The sequence below is a fragment of the Oceanobacillus profundus genome (genome assembly GCF_003515705.1).
Taxonomy (GTDB): Bacteria; Bacillota; Bacilli; order Bacillales; family Amphibacillaceae; genus Oceanobacillus; species Oceanobacillus profundus.
Map to the genome: position 1 here is coordinate 1 of NZ_QWEH01000014.1, position 21,095 is coordinate 21,095.

Here is a 21,095-nt window from a genome sequence, read left to right on the forward strand (position 1 = left end):
GCTTTAGCTTTTTTTTACCACGGAAATTAAAGGATTGGAACATGTAATTGTTTAAGGTGGACATTTCACCGAATTTGCCTCCCATTAATTCCTGAACAGCTGCTGCAGCATTCATATCGCCATGTTCCGGATATGGTAACTCAATGGCGATTTTATTCACACGTTTCATCATGAGCTTTACGCCTCCATCCGTAAATAATAACCATTGACATCATATGTTGGATGGAGCTTGGCTTATTCACACATTATCGGTTGAAACCAAATTATTTGCGCTGTACGAATATAGAATGGTGCCCCGCCCATCATGATGACGATATGATCAGGCATGACCTGTTGTAATATACCTCGTACTGAGCCACGTGTCGTTTGAACGGCAAGGGATTGATTATGAAGTCCCGTTAAAGCCTGATAAACATACGGATCATTAATATTCCATTTTTCACTCATTTTTACACACTCCTTTTCTCTAAAGCCCTTAGCAGTATATGCAAATAAGGAAAAATGTGTATTCGTCTATTTAATATTATATTTTTCATATTTATAAGATATTCAGTTGATGTTAAACAAAGCTTATTTTTACATCGATGAGCATTTATATCCTAAAACAGAAAGGAAAAACTATCGCCGCATAAATCGCGCTCTCCTTATCCCCTTGCGCAAGCTGAAGTATAATCGATTAGCTACCATGCAATATCCTATTCTAAGCTAACAAGGAGAATGTAACATTGAATAATGAAAACTCTTCAAAGTTGATTGTCTTGCCGTTATTCGTCTCAATTATCGCAATATCATTCTCTGCCATCTTCGTTAAAAGGGTCTGAAGCACCGGCAACGATCCAGTATGTACCGCATGTGGATGGCAGCGATTTTATTATTCCCCTTTGTCTGGACAAGGCGGGAAGAATTCCAAAAAATATCCCAAAAGGAATGGCTATTGTTATTCTTTTCAGAATTATTTCTAGAATTACATTTTGCACTATGGTTCGGATTGTTAAAACTAACTTCTGTCGCAAGTTCAACAATCATCCTTGCTTTGCAGCCTATCGTTTGATTGATTAGAGGCTTTATTTTATACAAGGAACGCACGACGAAGTCTGCATTATTGGCGATGGGAATTGCTTTAATCGGCGCTGTTATCCCGCGGGAGCATGTTCTTTTACGATAGTAACTAATCAGTACGTTAGATGTAACAGTAGGGGACATTCCCTATGATCATTCGGTAGATTCCCTTGAGAGCAAAGATTATCATGACTTAGAGCACGCTATGGAAAGCATGAAAAAAGCGAGGTCTAATTATGTATGGGATTATTTTAATGACATTGAAGCTTACGAGCTCAACGATTGAAGGCTTTAAAGGATTGTTCAAGTGATATGAGAGAACATAATGAACATTATATCCTCGTTGCATTACCATCTTTACCATTTAAAATCACGATTTATTATTGTCGTCTCACTTCCTATTTATGTATTCTGATAGTTTAGAATTCTTAATTTCATTTAAACACAATAGATGAAATGCTAAGGGTAACTAAAGAGGTGATTCGCATTTTCCCAACTATAGATTTAGAGGGTAATGAATATAAATATCTAAATGAAATAAAAGATCACCAGAGGTTGTGAGTAGAAACAAAAACAGTATTATACGAATTTCAAGCTAATGCTAGCATAGGCTTAATAATAAAGAAGAGTATCTAACTAAAGGATAACGTTATCATTGTTGTCCTTTTACCTTGAATTCAAATCTTCCATAATCGGGGGCTTTAGCTTAATAAAATAAATCAGAAAATTGGTTCCTAAATATTGTAAAGGAACCAACCTTTCATGCTCTAATTTGCTTAACGTTGTATATCTGCATTTTCCTGACGCTACCCATACAGTTGTCCGAAACAACAACTATGGTCCCCAACATCCAGTTATTGCTATTTGTTCACTTATTTTGGTGCCTACTATGGGCGCTTTGTGTATAGTACTGTACCCTTGTTATTGATTTCTCCTTCTAATTTCTTTAAAAGCAAGTATACACCCACACTACCTGTTTCTTTGAAAACTCTCAAAATAAAATTAGACATACTATCCCACCTTATAAATTTGTATTAGGATTTTTTTCTGAGAAAAAGCAGAAAGCATTCAATGTAAAATTTGTTAAATAAACGAATATGGAACTATATAGTGTATTTGGAGGTTTACTACGTTTAAGCATCTTCCGTTATTAAGATCCCGGCCCCCCTTGTATGAGAGTTTGGGATTATTTTGTCTATCAAAGTTTGAGGAGGTGTGAAACCAATGAATTGGTACTAATTTTATTTACTTACATAATAAATCAAGAAGAAGCAAATAAATAAGTATGCACCTCCTTTGCCCCTTGAACCTTCATAATGAAGGTTCAAGGGGCGACGGGGAATAAGGGCAAGATTTGATAAGTTCCCAAACTCAGTGGTTGTCTTAAGATTAATAATTTATAAATCACTACTATTTTGTTTATAGTGTCGATTGGTCAAAAGCAGACCATATTGTAACGATGACGATGATGGATTTAGAGGGAATGGGATTATTAATTAACAGAGAATTGGGTATGGAGAAAGCGTATTTGGAACGGAAATCCATTGATAAAAGCTATTAAGTAAAATAGGTTAAAAAGGCTGCAGTAGGGGATAAACTACCGCAGCCTTTCTAGTTATTTATCTTAAAAAAGAATTAAATGGGGGATTCAACTGGTTGTTACACAGGCCTTTTATCACTTTCTTTTGGGGGTCGTAGGATCTTAAATGCCAATAACGCAGCAATGAGACCAAATACGGCAAGTAATATAAACATAAACGATACATTATGCTTCATAAAAAGGGCCATAACGGGTGGTCCTGCTGCGACACCTACAAAGCGCATCGCACTATAAAAGGATGTGATTGTCCCACGTGTTTCCTTTTCAATTGTCTGGGTAATAAGCGCATCAAGGCAAGGGAGGCTCACACCGATTCCAATGCCACATGTTAAAAACACAGCGAGCAAATAGATGAGTTGAGCTGAAAAACTTACAGCTAAAGCGGACACCCCAGATAGCACAATCCCTCCAAAAGTAATCCATTTCATCGTCACCATATTATCTTTAATAACCTTTCCTGCTATAAATGATGAAATACAAAGGGAGGCTAGTGGAATAGCTAAAATAAATCCCTTTTTAATCCCCGTAAAATGATGTTCATCTTCTAATATGTTTGATAAATAGAAGAGAATACTAAATAGCATAAACATTAAAATGATACCGATAATAAATACTGCAAATAACCATTTACCATGCATGCGGAAAATAGACTTTGTATTTTGCGTGAATAGCTTAAATGTTAAAGGCTCTTCTTCCTTCTTAGGCTTTTTGATTAAAAATAAGATTAGTAAAGCAGAAATCAGACAAAATACCGGAAAGGCGAAAAAGGGTAGAAACCAGATAAATCCTGCTAGTAGGGATCCCAGTATTGGGCTTAAAACTTTTCCAAATGTGTTAGAAGTTTCAATAATGCCAAGGGAAGAACTTACTTCTTCGTCTTTCTTGAAAAGATCCCCAATTAAAGGCATAACAATAGGGGCGGTACCTGCGGCTCCAATACCTTGCAGGACCCTTCCAATCATAATAAAAAAATAGGGACTTTCCATTTTCCATGCGGCCCATCCTGAGACAAGGCCACCAATTCCAGCAATGATTAATGAGGGAAGGATTACAATTTTCCGTCCAAACCGATCCGATAAATACCCAGCGATGGGAATAAGAACGATTGCGACAATGGAATATAGGGTGATTATATAACTGGATTGTACCGTTGTGATATCAAGCTTTTTTTCCATTAAAGGAAGAATGGGGATAAGCATTGAATTTCCCAGTGTCATAATTAAGGGGATAGAGGCAAGCGATATAATTGCCCAACGCTTTTTGTCTATTTCATCCTGGGATATTTCAACCTTTTTCTTCGACATCATGAAACTCCTTTCATTTAAAACCACACTGTGTTTAGTATGTACGAGAAATAACCTTTCTATGAAGTTTTGCTATATAATGAACCCTTTATTTTCCGTGGCCATTCCACTTGGAATTCGGGCGGAAAGTTACACAAGCAAAGATGATATAATATAACCATCAACGAGGAAAGTGATAAATTTACGAGGGAGGAATTAAAACGAAAATTGAAGAAATACATCCACTAAACTTTGAAATAGAAAAGTTTGAAATCATTCAGAACCATTTCTTTAGCAAATTAGCCTAAAAAATATATAAAAGTATAAAGTTTTGTGCGGGGGTATATTTAGCATACTGGGAAGAGGAAGAAATTGAATGGGGAGTCTGTTGCATTATCGTTATCAATGATGAAACGAAGGCATTTGTTGAAAAAGCACGTAGCACCAGAAAGATTACTTTTCCGTACGTTCCCGTATATTTAGCATTTGGAGAACTTCCACTCGTTATCAAAGCAGCTAGGGGACTTTCTAACATACCGGATCTTTTTATGTTCGACGGAAATGGATATCTGCATCCCAGTCATATGGGAATTGCGGCACACGCCTCCTTTTTTTGATAAGCCAACTATCGGAGTAGCAAAAAGCTACTTTAAAATACATGGTGTTGATTTCATGATGTCTGGGAAGCAGATTCTTATGAAGATATTATCGTAAGGGATGAAATATATGGCAGAGTTTTGCGTACTCATAAAGACGTAACACCCATTTTCATCCCTTGTGGAAACTATATTGATTTACAAACAACTACAAAAATTACATTAAACTTAATTAATGATGAAAGTCGTCTGCCAATTCCAGTAAGGATGGCCGATTTGGAAATAAAGCGTATGAGAAAACAAATGGCTAGGAACCAGTAGGTTGTTAATTTACCCCAATTATATTCAATTACTTATACATAATGTATTACGGGAGACTTTATAGTCTTATATTAATTACGGAAAAAGGGATATCTATGTCTGATGGATTCAGAAGCGGTGGTAGAGCTTATGCACTGCCTGTCCACTTTAGACGCTATCTTGCACTTATTTTAACCGATATTTTGCATGTTGGGATATAGCCGACATTTCGGGAATTCTGTATACTAATTGATTTTTAACCTAAAAAAGTCGAATTCCCGTACGATAAAGTTAAAACAGATGCAGTAGATGCCTATCACCTTTGTGAACTGTTTTATAAAGAAGAGTTAGAGCCTTATAAAAAGCGAGGTGTTCAACTTTTTAAACCTTCGTAACCTTACTAGACAACAAGAAAGTATTGCAGATATATCAGCCAAAACTAAGATACAGTTACACGCCTTGTTAGATCAAGTATTTCCAGAATATAGAGGTGTGTTTGGGAGTTTATATTCAAGGGTATCTTTGCTTACTTTACTAGCATTCCCAACATCCGAGGCTGTATTAAGTGCAAGTGAAAAGGAATTATCAGAGAAGATAAGTTCATTATGTAAAAGTCGTTCAGATCTTTGGGCACAAGAAAGGGCAAAAAAGTTAAAAGAAGCTGCCCTACGTAATCCGTTCCAAAACAACCTGTATCAGAGTAATATCTTTAATCTTGAAATGTTAGTTAATCTTGTTCTTCAATACCAAGAGCATCTATCTAAGATTGCGACTGAAATAGATGCCCTGGCTAAAGAAGAAGAATATCATATTCTGCAATCTATTCCTGGAATCGGAGAAAAAATCGCTGCCACGATTATTTCCGAGATTGGAGATAGATCGATTTAGTAATACCAAAAAGCTCGTTGCATTCGCTGGAGTGGATCCGAGTGTTTACTCTTCTGGTAAGTTTACAGCATCAGTAAATCGAATCACCAAACGAGGATCTAATTGAATACGGCACGCCCTATATATGGCTGTTCAAAGTGGTATTCGTGATTCTCGTAAAAAGAAAACGACTGACGAGATAATAGCACGCAATAAGAGACTAAGAGAGTTTTACGATAAAAAAAGTGAAGAAGGCAAACCCTTTAGAGTAGCAGTTATTGCATGTGTAAATAAGCTCTTACACTGGATTTACACCCTACTAAAAAGCAGAACTACTTTCCAAGATATAGCACTAAATATAGTAAAACCTTCCAACCACTGAATAATGGAGAGTTATTTGGCATGTGTATTTTTTTAGTATATCATGAGAAATTTAATTTTTTATGTGAAAAATATTGACAACTATTAGCTGGTTTAGCTTAAATATAAATATTTTAAAAATAACTGGGAAACATATTAAGGTGCATTATGGAAGGTGCACTAAACATGAATTTAATAAGGAGGATTACAATGGGCATTTTAAGTGGAAATCCAACAGATGAACCCATGCACTATGGTGAAGTATTTAGTACATGGTCATTTCTATTAACGGCAAAAGGGGCTATTGCAGGTTATCAAACTCACCTAAATCATGCAGGTGATGAAGACTTACAAAAATTACTTGAAGAAGCCATACGGGGTGGACAGCAAGAAATTAAAGAGATTGAAAGCCTATTAAAAGCAAATGGTGTTGCATTACCCCCAACCCCCCCTGAGCAACCTAAAGCTAACTTGAATGACATTCCAGCTGGAGCGCGTTTTTCAGACCCTGAAATAGCAGCTATGCTTTCAGGAAACATTGCAGCAGGATTAGTAGCATGCAGTACAATTATCGGGCAATCCATTCGAGAAGATATTGCAACGATGTTCGGTCAATTTCATGTTCAAAAGGCAACACTTGGAGCCAAAATTCTGCGATTAAATAAAGAAAAAGGATGGTTAGTTCCACCACCCCTTCATCATAGTAACATTGAAGAGTAAACCTTTAGGTTTACTCTTTATCTTATTGTATTATCCTGCCAGTTAGCGTAAGTACATCTTTTCACAAACTTTATATTGCATTATTTTATGTATAATAATTCTGTAAATTTAGTCTACACTATGCCACCAAGCTAAGTAAATCCTTTCGGACATTTACCAAAAAATTCGAACTCCGTTTGCGCGGTGAATTCAGTTGCAGGAGTAATGGCCTTAATTGCAACTTTGGCGATTTTTGTTGTATGTTGATATTTTTCTTTTGCCAATGTTAACAACGTTAACAACTGCCTTTCGACTTCTTGCGGAATAATTAAGAATAATTAAGCAACGGAATATTCCTTTTATAACATCTCAAAAATAATAAAACATAAGCTGTGCTTAGCTATGGTTATTCATCTATGTTTACCGCAAGCAGCAGTGCTTCTGTTATTGGTATGGTAGCGATGTTGTTTGTAAAACCAGGGATAAGAAAGAAAAAAGAAGTACCTGCAATTTAGTGAAGGGGGAAGTTAGGAATGAATATCATGGATATCCATCAATCAATGGTAGATCGAAAAATCACTCCATTAGATTTAGTGAATGAAACATTAAGAAAAATAAAAGCGAAAGCTTCCGAATATAATGTTTTTATTACCGTATCGGAAACAGAGGCAATCGAACATGCAAAAACATTAGAACAAGAATTAATAGACGGTAAAGTAAGGGGGCTTTTGCATTGAATACCCATTGCGATTAAAGATTTGATTGATACAAAAGGGATTAGAACAACTATGCGCTCTAAATTATATGAAGATTTTGTCCTTACAACTGATGCAACGATAATTAACAAGTTAAAACAAGCAGGAGCTATTATTATTGGAAAGGCGAATACGCATGAGTTTGCCTACGGTCCCACTGGTGATCGCTCATATTTTGGAGCCTGTCGAAATCCGTATCACACAGGTAAAATATCATGAGGATCAAGTAGTGGTTCTGCGGTAGCTGTTGCTGCTCAGCTCGTTCCGGCTTCAATTGGAACGGATACAGGTGGTTCAGTTCGAATTCCCCTCAGCTTGTGGGGTGATTGGTATGAAACCGACATTTGGTCTAGTAAGTAAAAAGGGATCTTTTCCACTTGCTTATACACTCGATCATTTAGGACCAATTACTACAAATATTAACGATAATGCTTTATTACTTAATATCATTGCAGGATACGACCCAGAAGATCCATATTCATTGAATAAAAATGAACAGACCGATTATACAAGGTTAATAGGTGAAGATGTAAAAGGAATGACAATAGGGGTTGCAACGAATGACTTTTTCACGGATGTGGATAAAGAAATAAAGGCAAGTATCGATAAAGCACTTAACATTTTTAAGCCATTACAATTAAATAGGAAAGAAGTATCTCTACCAGGGATTGAGGAAATTGCAGCAGAACAGGCTGTTACAATTAAAGCAGAAGCATCCGCGGTACATGCTGATCATCTAGAAAGGTATCATCATGAAATGGATGAGGAAGTGTATGAAAGATTATTAGCTAGTAAACAAGTAAAAGGGTACGAATATATCCAAGCACAAACAAAAAGAGCTAAGTTAATAGAAAATCTCAATCGTATATTTGATGAGATGAACGCTTTATTAGTACCTACATTACCAATCTTGCCACCTAATATTGGACAAAGAGTAGATCAATGGTGCGACTGTTACAGCCCAGCATGCATTGTTAAAATTAACATCACCATTTAACTATACAGGAAATCCTGCTTTAACTATTCCTTGTGGCATGTCGAAGGAAGGTCTACCTATTGGTTTACAGCTAATTGGTAAACATCATCAAGAGGAAGTGTTATATCAATTAGGTACAGCATTAGAATTAGAAATGAAAAAAACAAATAGATTATCTCCAGCTTTTCCCCTGCTCCACACGGAATATGATAGCTTCCCATCGTTCCGTGCTCCATCTAACGCTATGTACTAAACTATAAGTTCCTCATTACCCTTAGACAAGAAGGTGCCTAACGTCTTCTTAACTAAAAGCTCGCACTGTGGAAATCCCCACATTCCTACCCGATCGGCGCGTTTACCGGGACCATTTGTCAATTGAGCCCGAACATTACCAAAAAGACAGAAATCTATAAAACGAATAACAATTCGTTTTATAGATTTCTTAAAAGCCTAACTATTTGCGGTTATCGTGTTGATTGTTTTTACTTTTGTTCGTCTCATTCAAGTCGTCTTTATTGAGAAACTCTTTTCATTCGAAAATTCCACATTATTTACATCTTGAAATTGCTTGTTTTCTATTGTCGTTATTACAGTTTTCACGTTTCAAGTTATAGTTATTGTTCATAATAAGCCCTCCTATATTTTCCTGAATATAGGCAAATACTGATACCTTTGCCATAAATTCTTTTTACTCCCCACTTTGTTAGCTGTTGAACAAGATGTTCCGCGACGTTCCTGTTAGTTTCATGCTGCAATCTTATCATTCCTTTAAGAGTTTAATATCCGTTATTATGTTGAAAACCGGAAAATTATTTACTATCTTTATAATGTATTTTCGAGGGCATTTAGCAGTATAAAAAAGGGTAAAGGAACTCCCTTACACAAAACGGAAGAAGTTCCTTTCCAATCCAAGCTTATAAACCAAGTGGGCTGTAGTGGAATGTTCGGTAATGCTGTATAAAGCCCCCTTGTCATAGGTGATGGCATTTTGTTTTTAATGGACGAATTGGGAAAGCAGAGCAACATTCATATATCGCTTGCCGACATGAAATGAACGCGGCATTAATGGCCAGTGCTGAAGCCAAATTGACGGGGAAAATGACGGTGTGTACTGCAACTTCTGGGTCTGGTATTACTGTTTTACTTAATGGATTAGTTGACGCATGGCAAGATAAAGCGCCTGTTTTCGCAATCACCGGGCAAGTGGAACGAACACAAATTGGTACTGGTACAGCTCAGGACATCAATCAGCAACAGCTAATCGCACCACTCGCATAATATTCCTCTTTGGTTACGGACAGCCACTCCTTCCCCGGATTATGAATATCGGAAAGCAGCACTCGGAAAAGGTGGTGTGGCCCATCTATCTATACCGAAAGATATTTGGATACAGCCCGTTAGCGATGGCTTTTTACCCAACACCGCCCGCAAACATAAATCATAACATTAGACCACATCTTAAAAGCGTGTGATCTATTTCTTCTGCTTACTAACAAATTGACCTATAAGAAATTAAACACCTAACCTTCATCTACAGAAATGGTAGAACTTAACAAGTATATTTAATTACTATATCTACAAAATACATAGTGCAAGTAATGAGGAGGGATGAAATGACAGTAGCAACACAAGTAAAACAAACAATTGCAGGATTGAAAAGTGTTCAGGCAAGTTTTGAACAGTTTGCACTTGAGACAGAAAACAAACAAGCAAAACAACTATATCAAGATGCAGCACAACAAACTATGGGCGTACTAAACAATGTAGAACCAAGAGTTACTCAAATAGAACAAGAAGAACCACAATACAAACAATAAAGGCATTGGCGAGTAACTAAAGGAGGGCTTTTAGTAGCCTCCTACATACCTCAAATGAAGAGATGGGTGTGAGATATGCGAACAACCACAGTATTTTTTTTCCTTTGTTTAGCTTTATTATTGACCGCTTGTGGAAATGAACCACCACAGGAACAAGGACAACAAAGCGTTGATTCTCCGGATATTACAAAGATTTCCAATGAAAAACTAATTAGTCAGCAACCATCTAATAAAGCAAAAGATATTTTAAGCGACTATGAAGAAATAACGGCTATAAAATCTGTGAATACAAAGGATAGCCTTTTTATTGCAGTTGAAGTCGAGCATCATGAACGGTTCACCATGTCACAACTAGAAAAGAAATACAAAAAAGAAATGAAAAAGCATTTCAAGGATATGAAGATTGAGTTTTCAACTGATAAAAAGATTGTTCTTGAACTTGAAAAGCTCGAGCAGAAAATCCATCATAACGATATCTCAAAAAAGGAAATGGAGAAAAAATTTAAGCAGATTGCAAAATTGGCAAAGGAACAGACCTAACAGAAAGGGTGAAATAATCTATGGCTGATGAGAAAAAGAAAAACTTACCACCCGAAGCACAGAAATACCAGGATTTCCAGTCAAAAAGGGAAGTAAAAAGACCCTTGCTGAAAAACTGCATAAAAGCTTTTTTAGTTGGCGGGATTATTTGCTTTATTGGACAAATTATTACTACTTTTTATATATATAATTTTAAATTCACCGAACAAACTGCTGGAAACCCAACTACAGCAACACTTATTTTTATAACTATGCTTTTAACAGGGTTTGGTGTTTATGACAGAATCGGCCAGTTTTCTGGAGCTGGTTCAGCAGTACCTGTAACAGGGTTCGGAAATGCAGTAATATCATCTGCCATTGAATACCGTACAGAAGGTTTTGTATTAGGGGTTGGCAGTAATATGCTTAAATTGGCGGGTCCAGTGATTGTATATGGTGTCTTTTCAGCTTTCATTGTCGCTCTAATCAAAACGATTCTCGTTCAATGGGGGGGGTTTTAAATGCTAGCCGGACATCAAACATGGATATTTAATAATAAACCCGTCATTCTAACCACTGGTACTGTTGGTGGACCTTTTGAAGCGAACGGAAATATACCAGAAGCATTCGACACACTTCATGATGACATGTGGCTTAAACAGGATTCCTTTGAGAAATCTCAACAGAAAATGATGGAAGAAGCTTGTCAAATTGCTGTAAAAAAGAGTTCTATCGAAAAAGAACAAGTTCAATTTTTTATCGGTGGTGACCTAATCAATCAAATAACCCCGACAACCTTTGCCGCCAGTACAATGGGTCTCCCCTATTTCGGCTTATTCAGTGCCTGTGCAACATCAATGGAAAGCTTGGCATTATCGGCAGCAATCATCAATGGTGGTGGTGCCAATTATGTATTAAGTGGTTCATCCAGTCACAATGCAGCCACAGAAAAGCAGTTTCGGTACCCTACGGAGTATGGTGGTCAGAAACCTCCAACTGCCCAATGGACTGTCACTGGTGCAGGATGTGCATTGGTAGCAAAGACGGGCGTTGGTCCAAAAATAACATCGGCAACAATCGGAAAAGTTGTCGATATGGGAATGACAGATCCTTTCAATATGGGCGGTGCAATGGCTCCCGCAGCTGCTGATACCATTGAAACTCATTTAAAGGAAAGAAATGTCGATCCCTCCTACTATGATTTAATTATTACTGGAGATCTCGGTCATGTTGGAAGAGAGGTATCCTTGGACTATATGCATAATAGAGACATTCCAATCGAGGATAGTAAATATGTGGATTGTGGGCTTACAATTTATCGGGAAGGTCAGCCTGTTCTTGCTGGTGCGAGTGGTGCGGCATGTTCTGCTGTTGTAACGTATGGGCATTTTCTTAAACAGATGGCACAAGGAGAAACCAAACGAATATTAGTAGTTGCAACTGGCGCCTTGCAATCTACCTTAAGTGTACAGCAAGGAGATACTCTCCCATGTATTGCACATGCAGTATCAATTGAATCAGGAAGTGATCAGGTATGATATTTTTCTGGGCATTTATCGTTGGTGGACTTATTTGTGTCATCGGTCAAATCATGTTTGATGTTTTTAAACTATCCCCTGCACATACATTGACAATTTTAGTTGTAAGTGGAGCAATACTTGATGGATTTGGTTTGTATGAGCCATTAATTGATTTTGCTGGTGCAGGTGCCACCGTACCGATTACAAGCTTTGGGAATTCTCTTGTTCATGGAGCAATGCAGGAAGCTGAAAAACATGGGATCATTGGTGTTGTCACCGGAATGTTTGAAGTGACGAGTTCCGGTATATCTTCCGCTATCATTTTCGGGGTCATTGGTGCATTAATTTTCAAACCTAAAGGCTAAATGGAGGCTGATCGTATGACTGTCGGTTCGCAGGTTAAAGGATGCTATTCATCCATTAAAAGCATTGAAGCAAGTCTAGGTGTATTATCGAACAAAACACAGAACATAGATTCCAAACAAGCACTTGAACATACCGAACAACTAATTAAAGAGATTAAGAATGACCTGCAGAAGCAAGTGGTGTTGCTTTCGAAGCAAGAACCGCAATATAAATAGAGAGAGGAAGAATCGCTGTGCCGGAATGGATCATTGTCTTGTTAAGGTCTTTAACATTAATTGCATTTTTGTTTTTTCTAACCAAATGGCTTGGATCAAAGCATCTATCACAGTTAAATAGTTTTGAGTATATCTCTGGAATTGTTCTTGGAAGCGTTGCGGCCATTCATACCGTCAATCCAGATACAAATTTTAGCTATGCCTTCATTGCGATGGTTGTTTGGTTCATAGTTCCATTTGGGGTAGAGAAAATAGCTCTAAAAAGTAAAGCTTTTCGGGACTTTACAGAGGGGAAGGGCGTCGTATTTATCCAGGACGGAAAAATTATGGAGGATAACTTAAAAAAGGAAGGTTACTCTACGGATGACTTGTTGGAAAAACTTCGTAATAACAATATATTTCTAGCATCAGACGTTGAATTTGCTGTTTTAGAACCAAATGGAAGTTTGAGCGTCCTGCCTAAAAGAGAAAGTCGTCCCCTCACGGCGAAAGATTTAGGAATTAAACTAGCTCCCACAAAGGAACCACAAACAGTTGTTATGGATGGTAATGTGTTACTGGAGCCACTAGCAAATCTGTCACTAAACACAAACTGGCTGGAAACCGAGCTTGATAAAATGAATGTCAGCATTGAAAATGTTTTCTTAGCCCAAGCGGATAGTGATGGGCAGCTGACTGTTGACTTATATGATGACATGATTGCTGTTCCGGCACCGACGGAGAAGCCACTTCTTCTAGCAACCATGAAGAAGTGTCAGGCTGATTTGGAATTATTTGCTCTTTCAACCGAAAATCCGGAATCAAAAGAAATGTACCAAAGGAATAGTAAAAAACTGCAATCTGCAATTGCTACAATCTCTTCTTATTTGAATTAGCTTTCTTTGTAAGCACTTGTCCGCATTGTTGGTTACTTTATAATGCTTATAACTGATGCAAAATGCGATATACTATTGACTAATTTTCAAAGATGGGTCTTACTGGCGCCGTCCGGAATCACACTTGCGTTTAAGCACCTAATGTACAGCCTCCAGCCTTCTCAAGAAAACCAATCTTGGTGTATTCGGACACTGATATTCTAAGCAGGAATCACCGCCCAGACTGTTTAGTCTATACGGGAAATTTCATTGTCATTTCTTTCAGTTAATGAATTCTGTTATAGAAAAACGTTATACAAGTAGCCCAAATACACGTAGAATCTATCTCGAGGACAGTAGGTAAGACCCCTACAAGAGCAAGAGGCTACTGAACATGTACAATCCGTTCAGAATTGAATTCCAACTGATTCAGTATATCTTTACGTTCGATTAGTGATAAGGATGTAGTCATTTCACCAGGATAATAAATAATATCGAATACACAATATTGAATTTGATATTGGCTCTTTTTGCTTTTGAATCGTTCCATCATTGCTCTCTATCGTAACAACTATATAAGTGGATCAAGAATCAATGGTCCAACATCCAGTTATTGCTATTCGTTCTTTGAATTCACCAACTAATAACCTGTATTTAAATCCCAAAATTGGAAAGCTTAAATAAGATTGTTAAGTTGGATGTTAAATGTAATAACAAAAAAGGAACATCCAACAGATAATTTATGTGAAGGTGGGACATACATTGGAAATAAATAATATTGCAGGGATCGGTGACGAAATCTCTTTTAAGTCTGGGGTAAAGGGGATTGTCGAAAAGATCTATCAGAATTCAGTGATGGTATCGGTTACTGAAAATACAACCAATCTGGAGTTTGAAGGAGATAAAACAGTTATTGGACATAAAAATTATGAGATTATCTGATAAGTTTATAGCATTAAAAAGGCGCTTTCCCAATCAGGAAAGCGCCTTTCAAATTTATATAAATGCTGAATAAATTCCTCATAAAAAAAGAATAAATTAGGATGCGCGATCCAAACCAGGGAGAGCCAAAGTAAAGGATATTAGGAAATTAGAGTTTTTAAATGAAATAGAAGTGTTTTTGGGATAGCTTAGAAGTTATAATTTTATGCAACTCACGATGCTTTAATTTAACAAAACACAACTAATAAACAAATCTTATAATTTAGTATTTACGTTGAATACATGTAAATGATGTGAAACCTTTGATATTCCAATAGTTCTCACATCGAAGTTAAGATAATTGACATATTTACAACGTTAAGGATATTCCAGTATTAAAAATTCCCAATATCTCATTTATATCACTGAGAGATTGGAAATTATTCAACAATAGCGCCCGATTTGTTGAAGACTAGTTTATATTCACCAAGAAAATTGATGTGCTCTTATCCTAACAAATTTTATTTAGGACTTACATGTATGCCTTCACTCTCTCGCCAATCTGCGTAAAGTATACGCTTTACATTATCATATCCATTGGTAGTTAATTGGTTATCTAACCACTGTTGATCAAATCCGAGTTCATGTAAATTATCCCATAAAATTTCCCCATCTATAATTAACGATGTTGGGAGGTCTACTGGACTTTCTGGAAGATTGAGATCTTGCTTGTCTGGTTTTTGATACTTGGATTTTAATAATAAACTTATTTGCCCATTAGCTTCCAATATACCGTATTTGACTTCGCGAACTGAAAAGACATTATTTTGACGGAGTATACTCAATACTTGATTTACATCCAATTTGTTCTTTGTAAGTAACTTTCTGTCCATAACACCATCTCTAATGATGATGTTAGGATTGCCTAATAAGAGAGAACGTGTCGATTTATTTTTTAGAGTCATAAACTCTATTCCCAACATAAGAAACGTCCACAATCCGATGGCATATAAAAAATGAAAAATCCCTACCTTATCTTCATAAATGGTATTTCCTAACAAATCTCCAAGTACTAACACAAAGACTAAGTGAAACGGGGTTAACTGATAGATGGATGTTCTGCCTGTTATGATAATGATAAAAAATAAAGTTGCAAAACCAACGATGACTTTGATCGTCAGTAAACCAATATTAACTTCTTCCAAAGTTTTTTCCTCCAATTTAAATTTTACTTCGTTGTAAGATCTTGAGGTTTAGATAAAGAGGCTAGTTTTAGTATTAAAGCTCGAGTTACAATTCCAACAATGATGTAATATATGAATGAATATCTATATCTCCACTCTAAATAATTAACAAGTTTGACCCACTCGCAAAAGGGTTCACCTATATAGGCATATGTTAGTGCCATAATGATCTGGGCTAAAATAAAAGATTTCCATGTTCTAAAATATTGATATAACAACATGTAAGCTACAGGTACCATTGAAAAATCAAAAGGAAAGGCCCTAGGAATAAAAGGTAGGAATGCAATGGGGTAATCCCAAAAACTGTATTGTGCACCAACTACATCTAATAAGGTTGTTGTCAAGATAATTATGGTACCAAATAACAAAATTTCTAAAATAATGTCTCGTTTAACAAGTTTAGCCCATATAACCCAAGGCACAACTAAAAAAACGACTAGTATCCACCATTCCCAAGTTAAAAACTCATTTTTTAGCCAACCATTTAATTCTAAATGATAGAGCTTATCTTCTAATAAACGTATTTCCTTAAGATTTTCAAATATATTATCTATTGATATCACCTTTATATTTAAATGAAAAGGTAACAGATATTTGAATTCAAACTCTTTGAGCTGCCTTTTTAGTTAGTAATGAATTTCCATCGTAAATAAGAAAAAAACCATGTTGGAAGTTCTTTTTAAAACAATAAAAACAGGATACATCAACTTATAATAATGGAGAAAGCAGGCGAGCACCCTGTTCAACAATGCGCTCGGTCAGGGATCTTTGCAACAAGTCTTCCATTCTTAATGGTACAGAATCAGTAAGATCCCTCTCGAACTGCTCTGTGAGTTCCCTTGCCACATCAGCACTGTACACGACTTGACACACCTCATAATTCAGGCGAAAACTTCTCATATCATAGTTTGCTGCGCCTACTTCTGCAATTTCCTCATCAATGATCATCAGTTTCGCATGTAACATTCCTTTATTGTACTGGTAGATTTGGACCCCAGCTTCTATAAGTTCCCCGTAATAAGTACGGCTTGCATAGCCCACAATTTTTTGGTCAATGTGGCGAGGAACCAGCAATCTTACATCTACACCACGAGCCACAGCTGTCTTTAATGCCATGATAATATCTGTTTCTGGTACAAAGTAGGGGGTTGTTATATCAATAGTCTTGGTCGCCTGTGTTATACATATAAAGTAAGCTTGACGAATAACTGGGGTAGGAATTCCAGGGTTTCCTTCCAACGTGTGGATGTACGCTTTTTGCAATGTCCCTGTCTTTGGATATATGTCCATCTCTTTACCATCTATGGTGCTCAACTCTGACCCCAATTCGGCTGACCATCTGGAAAGGTCTACTCTTCCGATTGGATTGATTTTTGTTACCTCAGATTTTGTTTTCAGATTTTTTTTCGATTTTACCCGTTCCGGCACAGCAATATTCCAATGAACGTCAAAGACAGTCTGCAAATCGACTGATGCTTCTCCTGTTATTTGTAAATGAGTATCCCGCCAGAAGCCAACGTCAGGATTTAATCCTGTATATTCATATCCTACGTTCATGCCACCAGTAAAAGCTTTCTTTCCGTCGACCGTGACAATCTTACAGTGATCCCGATAATTCCAATTGGATAAAATCCAGGGAAAGCGTAAAGGAAATATTGTCCGGCATTCTATCCCTGCTTCCACCATCTGCAGGATTTTTTGACGCGGAAATTTTTTACTCCCCCAACCATCTCTAATAAAACGAACCCGCACTCCGTTTACTGCTTTTTCGATCAGCAGTTCTGTGATGCGATTACCTATTTGGTCATTCCGATAGATGTAATATTCCAGATCAATGGTTTTTTGGGCTTTTTGTAGAGATTCGATGAGTAGTTCATATTTTGCTATTCCATTGTTTAGTACTTGGACTTTGCCGACTCGAAGCCCCTGCACGGTGAAATCACGTAAAGTATCAGCGATTACCGAGGATGAATGACTAAATGTATCAGGTAATTTGTCAGACTCATTATGAGAAGAGGTCAATCTTTTCCGATGAATACGCCTGGGATTTGATGTACTAAGATATAGCCAGAAACCAATGATTGGCAAAATAAGGACGATTGTTATCCAATTCAAAGCCTTGGCAGGGCGACGAACTTCCCAAATTGCTATGAATAACATAAAGAACATATTTAACAGGTATAGATAAAAAATCCACTCCAACTGGAATCCCTCCTTCTTTTTCTCTTTCTCTTAATATGTACAAACTATGGACCAATATACGTATGGAATATGAAGGGATTGTTTGTTATATATTATGGACTACCTTTATAAGAACTTTTATAAGATATTAAGAACGAAAAAAAAAGAGAATTATGGTTGGGTAAGTTCTGACATCATGAAAGGCGTAATGATCTGGGCACTGTCCTAACTAGAGACTTAGTGATTTTGAAAAATTACCATCTGGTAAATTCCTAATATATGTATAGTTTTTTATAAATTTGGAAAGTTAAAGTGGTAATGAAGCAATAAGGAGGAACTGTTCATGCAACAGCAACAACCGAATCAATCTCAAAGTCAGCCGCCGGTCTTTCAAGAGCCACCACAGGTGATCACAGGAAAAGATTTTAATTACTTAAAGGACATGCTATCGTGGAACCTTTTAGGACTCAAAAAGGCACATTTTGCAGCAGGCCAGTGCCAAGATCAACAGGTCGTAGTAGCCCTTGAAAAGGCAAGCATGATGCACGAAAGACATTATCAGTGTATTTTGCAGCATTTGGAGCAAAATGTGAACCAAATGAATAATAAGGGGGACATACAAAATGAATAACAATCAAAACAAGATTCAAAATCCAGAAACACCTATACCAAAAACACCTGAGATGAATGAACGTGACTTCCTAAACGATATGCTTTCGTATGAAAAGTACATTACGGCATCTTATTCTACGGCAATGAATGAGGCAAGCCACGCTTCACTATATCAGGACATTCACGCGATTTTCGACGAAACGAAGAATTTGCAGCGTGAACTGTATAATCTGATGTTTCAAAAGGGATGGTATTCGCTTGAAGCGGAACAGCCACAAAAACTTCAACAGGCGGCACAGCAGTTTACAGGGTATATGTCCCAGTTTCCGCATAATCCTCCAATACAATAAGATCGCAAAAAGCTATGGTAACCAGTCCATAGCTTTTAAATTATTCAATTTTTTCATATCGCCTAACCTTAGTTAAACCTTTGTAACTTTTCCAGAAAATCCATTTGGAGAATAGAGGATTGCTTGTGAAGGATTTCCTAGCAATATGATATCAGAACCCAGAATCAGGAACTACTTGGGGATGAATTCAAAAATTTCAAGGTGTTTTTTAACTACAAAAGGTAACTTTTATAAAGGTTCATTGAATTTTGCCTGACATGGGGTCAATAGGGGGAGTATTTCAGATTATTCATTTTGGGCTGCTTCCAGTGCTTCTTTACATCAATTAAGCCATTGCCAAATCGCTATCATTTCATTTCCAGGGATTCCTATGCAAAATTCTTAATAATGTCTATTACTTCTCTGTTAGTTAAATTAGGGTTTGCAGAAAGCAAAAGGCCAGCAAGTCCTGCACATGAGGCGAAGCCATAGAAGTACCTGATAAAGCTGCATACTGCTGGTTAAAATGTGCTCGTAATTTGGACTCCAGGAGCTGAAACATCAATATAATCCCCCGTAATTTGAGAATGATGCTCGTCGTCCTGTGTTGTCGACAGCTGACACACTTAAAACTTCAGGATATGCTGCTGGATAGCTCGATTGCCTCTTTCGAAAGAGAAAAAGGCTGATAATTGCCTAAACTCATATTAATGACATTTGCTCCATGATCCACTGCCAATCCCTTTTGCTATATCAAAGGTCGTTCCATATCCTTCAGCACCCATTGCTTTTATAGGCATTATTTTGTTATACCAGGTGATGCTAGCAATGCCTTCTTGGTTGTTTGTTTCCGATGCCATGGCCACTGTCATCATCAGGAAAGTCGTTATTTTTCAGAACATTGTATCCATTTGTTAATCTCCTGGTCCAGATCAACCCCAGTGAGGAACATAAGATAAAACTGAATATACTCTAAAGAAAAGAAAGGGAGTTAAAAATGCATCAATATCATAATCACATGTCTAATTATCACCCTCAATATTCCACCCAGTCTCAGCAATTATCCTGAGTCTGAAATTTGGGCAGAGCAACAAATCAAACAACCTTTATATCCTCATTTGAAATCACAAGTATTAAATGGATTAGAACAAGCAAAAGATACTTCATATGTCCATGCATTGCAGGAAGTTGCTGCAATAACCTATTTAATTGGCACAGACCGCTTATTTAACGGTCAAATCTTGGGTTGTACTTTTGGTTCAAAAAACAACAATTGAGTTATCGTAACAGTTAAATTTGGAGCAATAAGAGGCACACCGTTAAAACAAACGGTGTGCCTTATTGCTGTCTTTTAATATTTATTCATCTATATTATCTGGATCGTTTACATCTTTAGGATCTTCAATGGGTTCTTCTGCATCAGGGACTAAATCAGCTTCATCATCTTTATTTTCATCTATATTATCTGGGTCATTTGCATCTTCAGGATCTTCAATTGGTTCTTCTCTATCAGGATCTACATCCACTTCAGGTGGTGGTGGATCATTATCCTCTTCTACATTATTACACCCCAATAACATGATGGTAGATAGAAAAACTGCTGTTAATAGTCTTAACCACTTTAGATTCACTTTTATCGTCCTCACTATTAGTTTTTTACTTTTAATATTATCTTCTCCTTCCACTTTTTTATACGAACATTTTAACTTAACAACAATAATATTAAGGTCCTTAATCACCAAACAGTAGGGGCCTATTTGTATCATTTTCAAAATTTCCTTTTTAAAAAAGAATTAGAGGATTTATTGATAAACGGGAAAGTGTCAGGAATTGGAGATAAAAAATGTAGTACTGAAAAGTTTTATGACAATCTTACAGTCAAAGGTCAAATAGAGGCTATTGATGGGAATAAATAAAAACTAATCTATATCAAAGAAATTATTGTATTAAAGAATTAGACGAGCTTATCACGAGTAATCAAAAACTAAAAATGATAAACAAAGAGTTTGTTCAAAAATCCTG

At 36.7% G+C, this 21,095-nt stretch carries 23 protein-coding genes and 6 pseudogenes; 19 read left to right on the top strand and 10 right to left on the bottom strand.

Annotated features, from left to right (window positions below; translation table 11 throughout):
- A partial coding sequence (locus D1B32_RS17045) for a manganese catalase family protein (RefSeq protein ID WP_193552330.1) occupies nt 1-172 on the bottom strand: 172 nt, incomplete at its 3' end.
- 62 nt (nt 173-234) lie between these two features.
- Nucleotides 235-447 (bottom strand): YuzF family protein, encoded by a 213-nt coding sequence (locus tag D1B32_RS17050; RefSeq protein ID WP_095308167.1) that lies wholly within the window; start codon nt 445-447, stop codon nt 235-237.
- 278 nt (nt 448-725) lie between these two features.
- Between D1B32_RS17050 and D1B32_RS24615 the strand changes: the two are divergent.
- Nucleotides 726-1,135 (top strand): annotated as a pseudogene (locus tag D1B32_RS24615) (EamA family transporter); the annotation flags it as partial.
- Nucleotides 1,136-2,718: 1,583 nt separating this feature from the next.
- Here D1B32_RS24615 and D1B32_RS17065 read toward each other — a convergent pair.
- A complete protein-coding gene (locus D1B32_RS17065; protein WP_392391080.1) occupies nt 2,719-3,963 on the bottom strand; it encodes an MFS transporter in 1,245 nt (414 codons plus the stop codon).
- Nucleotides 3,964-4,265: 302 nt separating this feature from the next.
- Between D1B32_RS17065 and D1B32_RS17070 the strand changes: the two are divergent.
- The 6 genes and pseudogenes from D1B32_RS17070 to D1B32_RS24465 form a co-directional block, all read left to right on the top strand.
- A pseudogene (locus D1B32_RS17070) lies at nt 4,266-4,859 on the top strand (endonuclease V).
- Nucleotides 4,860-5,125: 266 nt separating this feature from the next.
- Nucleotides 5,126-6,087 (top strand): annotated as a pseudogene (locus tag D1B32_RS17075) (IS110 family RNA-guided transposase); the annotation flags it as partial.
- 188 nt (nt 6,088-6,275) lie between these two features.
- Nucleotides 6,276-6,785: a DUF3231 family protein gene (locus D1B32_RS17080; RefSeq protein WP_118889971.1), complete on the top strand. Its 510-nt coding sequence runs from the start codon at nt 6,276-6,278 to the stop codon at nt 6,783-6,785.
- Between the two features lie 512 nt (nt 6,786-7,297).
- Nucleotides 7,298-7,501: a hypothetical protein gene (locus tag D1B32_RS24295; protein ID WP_240033822.1), complete on the top strand. Its 204-nt coding sequence runs from the start codon at nt 7,298-7,300 to the stop codon at nt 7,499-7,501.
- A 51-nt stretch (nt 7,502-7,552) separates the two neighbouring features.
- Nucleotides 7,553-8,516 (top strand): annotated as a pseudogene (locus tag D1B32_RS17085) (amidase).
- Nucleotides 8,491-8,559 (top strand): annotated as a pseudogene (locus D1B32_RS24465) (hypothetical protein); the annotation flags it as partial. The pseudogenes D1B32_RS17085 and D1B32_RS24465, both read left to right, overlap by 26 nt.
- A 13-nt stretch (nt 8,560-8,572) precedes the next feature.
- Here the strand turns inward: D1B32_RS24465 and D1B32_RS24300 are convergent.
- Nucleotides 8,573-8,716, bottom strand: a complete 144-nt coding sequence (locus tag D1B32_RS24300; protein WP_240033831.1) for a hypothetical protein — start codon at nt 8,714-8,716, stop codon at nt 8,573-8,575.
- A gap of 784 nt (nt 8,717-9,500) precedes the next feature.
- Here D1B32_RS24300 and D1B32_RS17090 point away from each other — a divergent pair.
- From D1B32_RS17090 to D1B32_RS17125, 8 genes are all read left to right on the top strand, one after another.
- On the top strand, nt 9,501-9,773 hold the full coding sequence (locus D1B32_RS17090) for a thiamine pyrophosphate-binding protein (protein ID WP_262366379.1): 273 nt from the start codon (nt 9,501-9,503) through the stop codon (nt 9,771-9,773).
- A gap of 335 nt (nt 9,774-10,108) precedes the next feature.
- Nucleotides 10,109-10,312: a DUF1657 domain-containing protein gene (locus tag D1B32_RS17095; protein ID WP_095308175.1), complete on the top strand. Its 204-nt coding sequence runs from the start codon at nt 10,109-10,111 to the stop codon at nt 10,310-10,312.
- Nucleotides 10,313-10,387: 75 nt separating this feature from the next.
- Nucleotides 10,388-10,852: a hypothetical protein gene (locus D1B32_RS17100; RefSeq protein ID WP_095308177.1), complete on the top strand. Its 465-nt coding sequence runs from the start codon at nt 10,388-10,390 to the stop codon at nt 10,850-10,852.
- 20 nt (nt 10,853-10,872) lie between these two features.
- Nucleotides 10,873-11,352: a stage V sporulation protein AC gene (spoVAC, locus tag D1B32_RS17105; RefSeq protein ID WP_095308179.1), complete on the top strand. Its 480-nt coding sequence runs from the start codon at nt 10,873-10,875 to the stop codon at nt 11,350-11,352.
- Nucleotides 11,353-12,369 (top strand): stage V sporulation protein AD, encoded by a 1,017-nt coding sequence (gene spoVAD, locus D1B32_RS17110; protein WP_095308181.1) that lies wholly within the window; start codon nt 11,353-11,355, stop codon nt 12,367-12,369.
- The gene (gene spoVAE / locus D1B32_RS17115; protein WP_095308183.1) at nt 12,366-12,716 is read left to right on the top strand and encodes a stage V sporulation protein AE; all 351 of its coding nucleotides are present in this window, start codon (nt 12,366-12,368) and stop codon (nt 12,714-12,716) included. The genes spoVAD and spoVAE overlap by 4 nt, the downstream gene beginning before the upstream one ends.
- Nucleotides 12,717-12,731: 15 nt before the next feature.
- Nucleotides 12,732-12,932 carry a DUF1657 domain-containing protein gene (locus D1B32_RS17120; protein WP_095308185.1) on the top strand — a complete coding sequence of 67 codons (201 nt, stop codon included), beginning with the start codon at nt 12,732-12,734 and terminating at the stop codon, nt 12,930-12,932.
- Between the two features lie 17 nt (nt 12,933-12,949).
- Nucleotides 12,950-13,807: a DUF421 domain-containing protein gene (locus D1B32_RS17125; protein WP_095308187.1), complete on the top strand. Its 858-nt coding sequence runs from the start codon at nt 12,950-12,952 to the stop codon at nt 13,805-13,807.
- 364 nt (nt 13,808-14,171) lie between these two features.
- Here the strand turns inward: D1B32_RS17125 and D1B32_RS23855 are convergent, their stop codons facing one another.
- On the bottom strand, nt 14,172-14,336 hold the full coding sequence (locus D1B32_RS23855; RefSeq protein ID WP_158586285.1) for a hypothetical protein: 165 nt from the start codon (nt 14,334-14,336) through the stop codon (nt 14,172-14,174).
- A 212-nt stretch (nt 14,337-14,548) separates the two neighbouring features.
- On the opposite strand from D1B32_RS23855, the gene D1B32_RS17130 reads away from it, so the two are divergent.
- Nucleotides 14,549-14,728 carry a DUF2187 family protein gene (locus D1B32_RS17130; protein ID WP_240033823.1) on the top strand — a complete coding sequence of 60 codons (180 nt, stop codon included), beginning with the start codon at nt 14,549-14,551 and terminating at the stop codon, nt 14,726-14,728.
- A gap of 500 nt (nt 14,729-15,228) precedes the next feature.
- Here the strand turns inward: D1B32_RS17130 and D1B32_RS17135 are convergent, their stop codons facing one another.
- From D1B32_RS17135 to D1B32_RS17145, 3 genes are all read right to left on the bottom strand, one after another.
- Nucleotides 15,229-15,912 carry a DUF421 domain-containing protein gene (locus D1B32_RS17135; RefSeq protein ID WP_118889972.1) on the bottom strand — a complete coding sequence of 228 codons (684 nt, stop codon included), beginning with the start codon at nt 15,910-15,912 and terminating at the stop codon, nt 15,229-15,231.
- Nucleotides 15,913-15,935: 23 nt separating this feature from the next.
- The gene (locus tag D1B32_RS17140; RefSeq protein ID WP_009336498.1) at nt 15,936-16,514 is read right to left on the bottom strand and encodes a CBO0543 family protein; all 579 of its coding nucleotides are present in this window, start codon (nt 16,512-16,514) and stop codon (nt 15,936-15,938) included.
- A 145-nt stretch (nt 16,515-16,659) separates the two neighbouring features.
- The gene (locus D1B32_RS17145) at nt 16,660-18,153 is read right to left on the bottom strand and encodes a phospholipase D-like domain-containing protein (protein ID WP_118889973.1); all 1,494 of its coding nucleotides are present in this window, start codon (nt 18,151-18,153) and stop codon (nt 16,660-16,662) included.
- A 322-nt stretch (nt 18,154-18,475) separates the two neighbouring features.
- Here D1B32_RS17145 and D1B32_RS17150 point away from each other — a divergent pair, with 322 nt between their 5' ends.
- Entirely contained in the window at nt 18,476-18,763 is a 288-nt protein-coding gene (locus tag D1B32_RS17150) for a hypothetical protein (protein WP_095308191.1), read from the top strand.
- Entirely contained in the window at nt 18,756-19,094 is a 339-nt protein-coding gene (locus D1B32_RS17155; protein WP_095308193.1) for a spore coat protein, read from the top strand. The genes D1B32_RS17150 and D1B32_RS17155 overlap by 8 nt, the downstream gene beginning before the upstream one ends.
- A 383-nt stretch (nt 19,095-19,477) precedes the next feature.
- On the opposite strand, the pseudogene D1B32_RS24620 reads toward D1B32_RS17155, so the two are convergent.
- Both D1B32_RS24620 and D1B32_RS17165 read right to left on the bottom strand, forming a co-directional pair.
- Nucleotides 19,478-19,997 (bottom strand): annotated as a pseudogene (locus D1B32_RS24620) (S8 family serine peptidase); the annotation flags it as partial.
- Nucleotides 19,998-20,431: 434 nt separating this feature from the next.
- Nucleotides 20,432-20,704 (bottom strand): hypothetical protein, encoded by a 273-nt coding sequence (locus D1B32_RS17165; protein ID WP_095308306.1) that lies wholly within the window; start codon nt 20,702-20,704, stop codon nt 20,432-20,434.
- Nucleotides 20,705-20,830: 126 nt separating this feature from the next.
- Between D1B32_RS17165 and D1B32_RS23865 the strand changes: the two genes are divergently transcribed.
- Nucleotides 20,831-20,989 (top strand): hypothetical protein, encoded by a 159-nt coding sequence (locus tag D1B32_RS23865; RefSeq protein WP_158586286.1) that lies wholly within the window; start codon nt 20,831-20,833, stop codon nt 20,987-20,989.
- Nucleotides 20,990-21,095 lie beyond the last annotated feature (106 nt).

Bases quoted from the DNA above. Each gene is read 5' to 3' on its own strand.
- D1B32_RS17065 (WP_392391080.1), bottom strand. From the start codon at position 3,963: ATGTCGAAGAAAAAGGTTGAAATATCCCAGGATGAAATAGACAAAAAG.
- D1B32_RS17120 (WP_095308185.1), top strand. From the start codon at position 12,732: ATGACTGTCGGTTCGCAGGTTAAAGGATGCTATTCATCCATTAAAAGC.
- D1B32_RS17150 (WP_095308191.1), top strand. From the start codon at position 18,476: ATGCAACAGCAACAACCGAATCAATCTCAAAGTCAGCCGCCGGTCTTT.
- spoVAE (WP_095308183.1), top strand. From the start codon at position 12,366: ATGATATTTTTCTGGGCATTTATCGTTGGTGGACTTATTTGTGTCATC.
- D1B32_RS17080 (WP_118889971.1), top strand. From the start codon at position 6,276: ATGGGCATTTTAAGTGGAAATCCAACAGATGAACCCATGCACTATGGT.
- spoVAC (WP_095308179.1), top strand. From the start codon at position 10,873: ATGGCTGATGAGAAAAAGAAAAACTTACCACCCGAAGCACAGAAATAC.
- D1B32_RS24295 (WP_240033822.1), top strand. From the start codon at position 7,298: ATGAATATCATGGATATCCATCAATCAATGGTAGATCGAAAAATCACT.
- spoVAD (WP_095308181.1), top strand. From the start codon at position 11,353: ATGCTAGCCGGACATCAAACATGGATATTTAATAATAAACCCGTCATT.
- D1B32_RS17100 (WP_095308177.1), top strand. From the start codon at position 10,388: ATGCGAACAACCACAGTATTTTTTTTCCTTTGTTTAGCTTTATTATTG.
- D1B32_RS24300 (WP_240033831.1), bottom strand. From the start codon at position 8,716: ATGGGAAGCTATCATATTCCGTGTGGAGCAGGGGAAAAGCTGGAGATA.
- D1B32_RS17155 (WP_095308193.1), top strand. From the start codon at position 18,756: ATGAATAACAATCAAAACAAGATTCAAAATCCAGAAACACCTATACCA.
- D1B32_RS17050 (WP_095308167.1), bottom strand. From the start codon at position 447: ATGAGTGAAAAATGGAATATTAATGATCCGTATGTTTATCAGGCTTTA.
- D1B32_RS17095 (WP_095308175.1), top strand. From the start codon at position 10,109: ATGACAGTAGCAACACAAGTAAAACAAACAATTGCAGGATTGAAAAGT.
- D1B32_RS23855 (WP_158586285.1), bottom strand. From the start codon at position 14,336: ATGGAACGATTCAAAAGCAAAAAGAGCCAATATCAAATTCAATATTGT.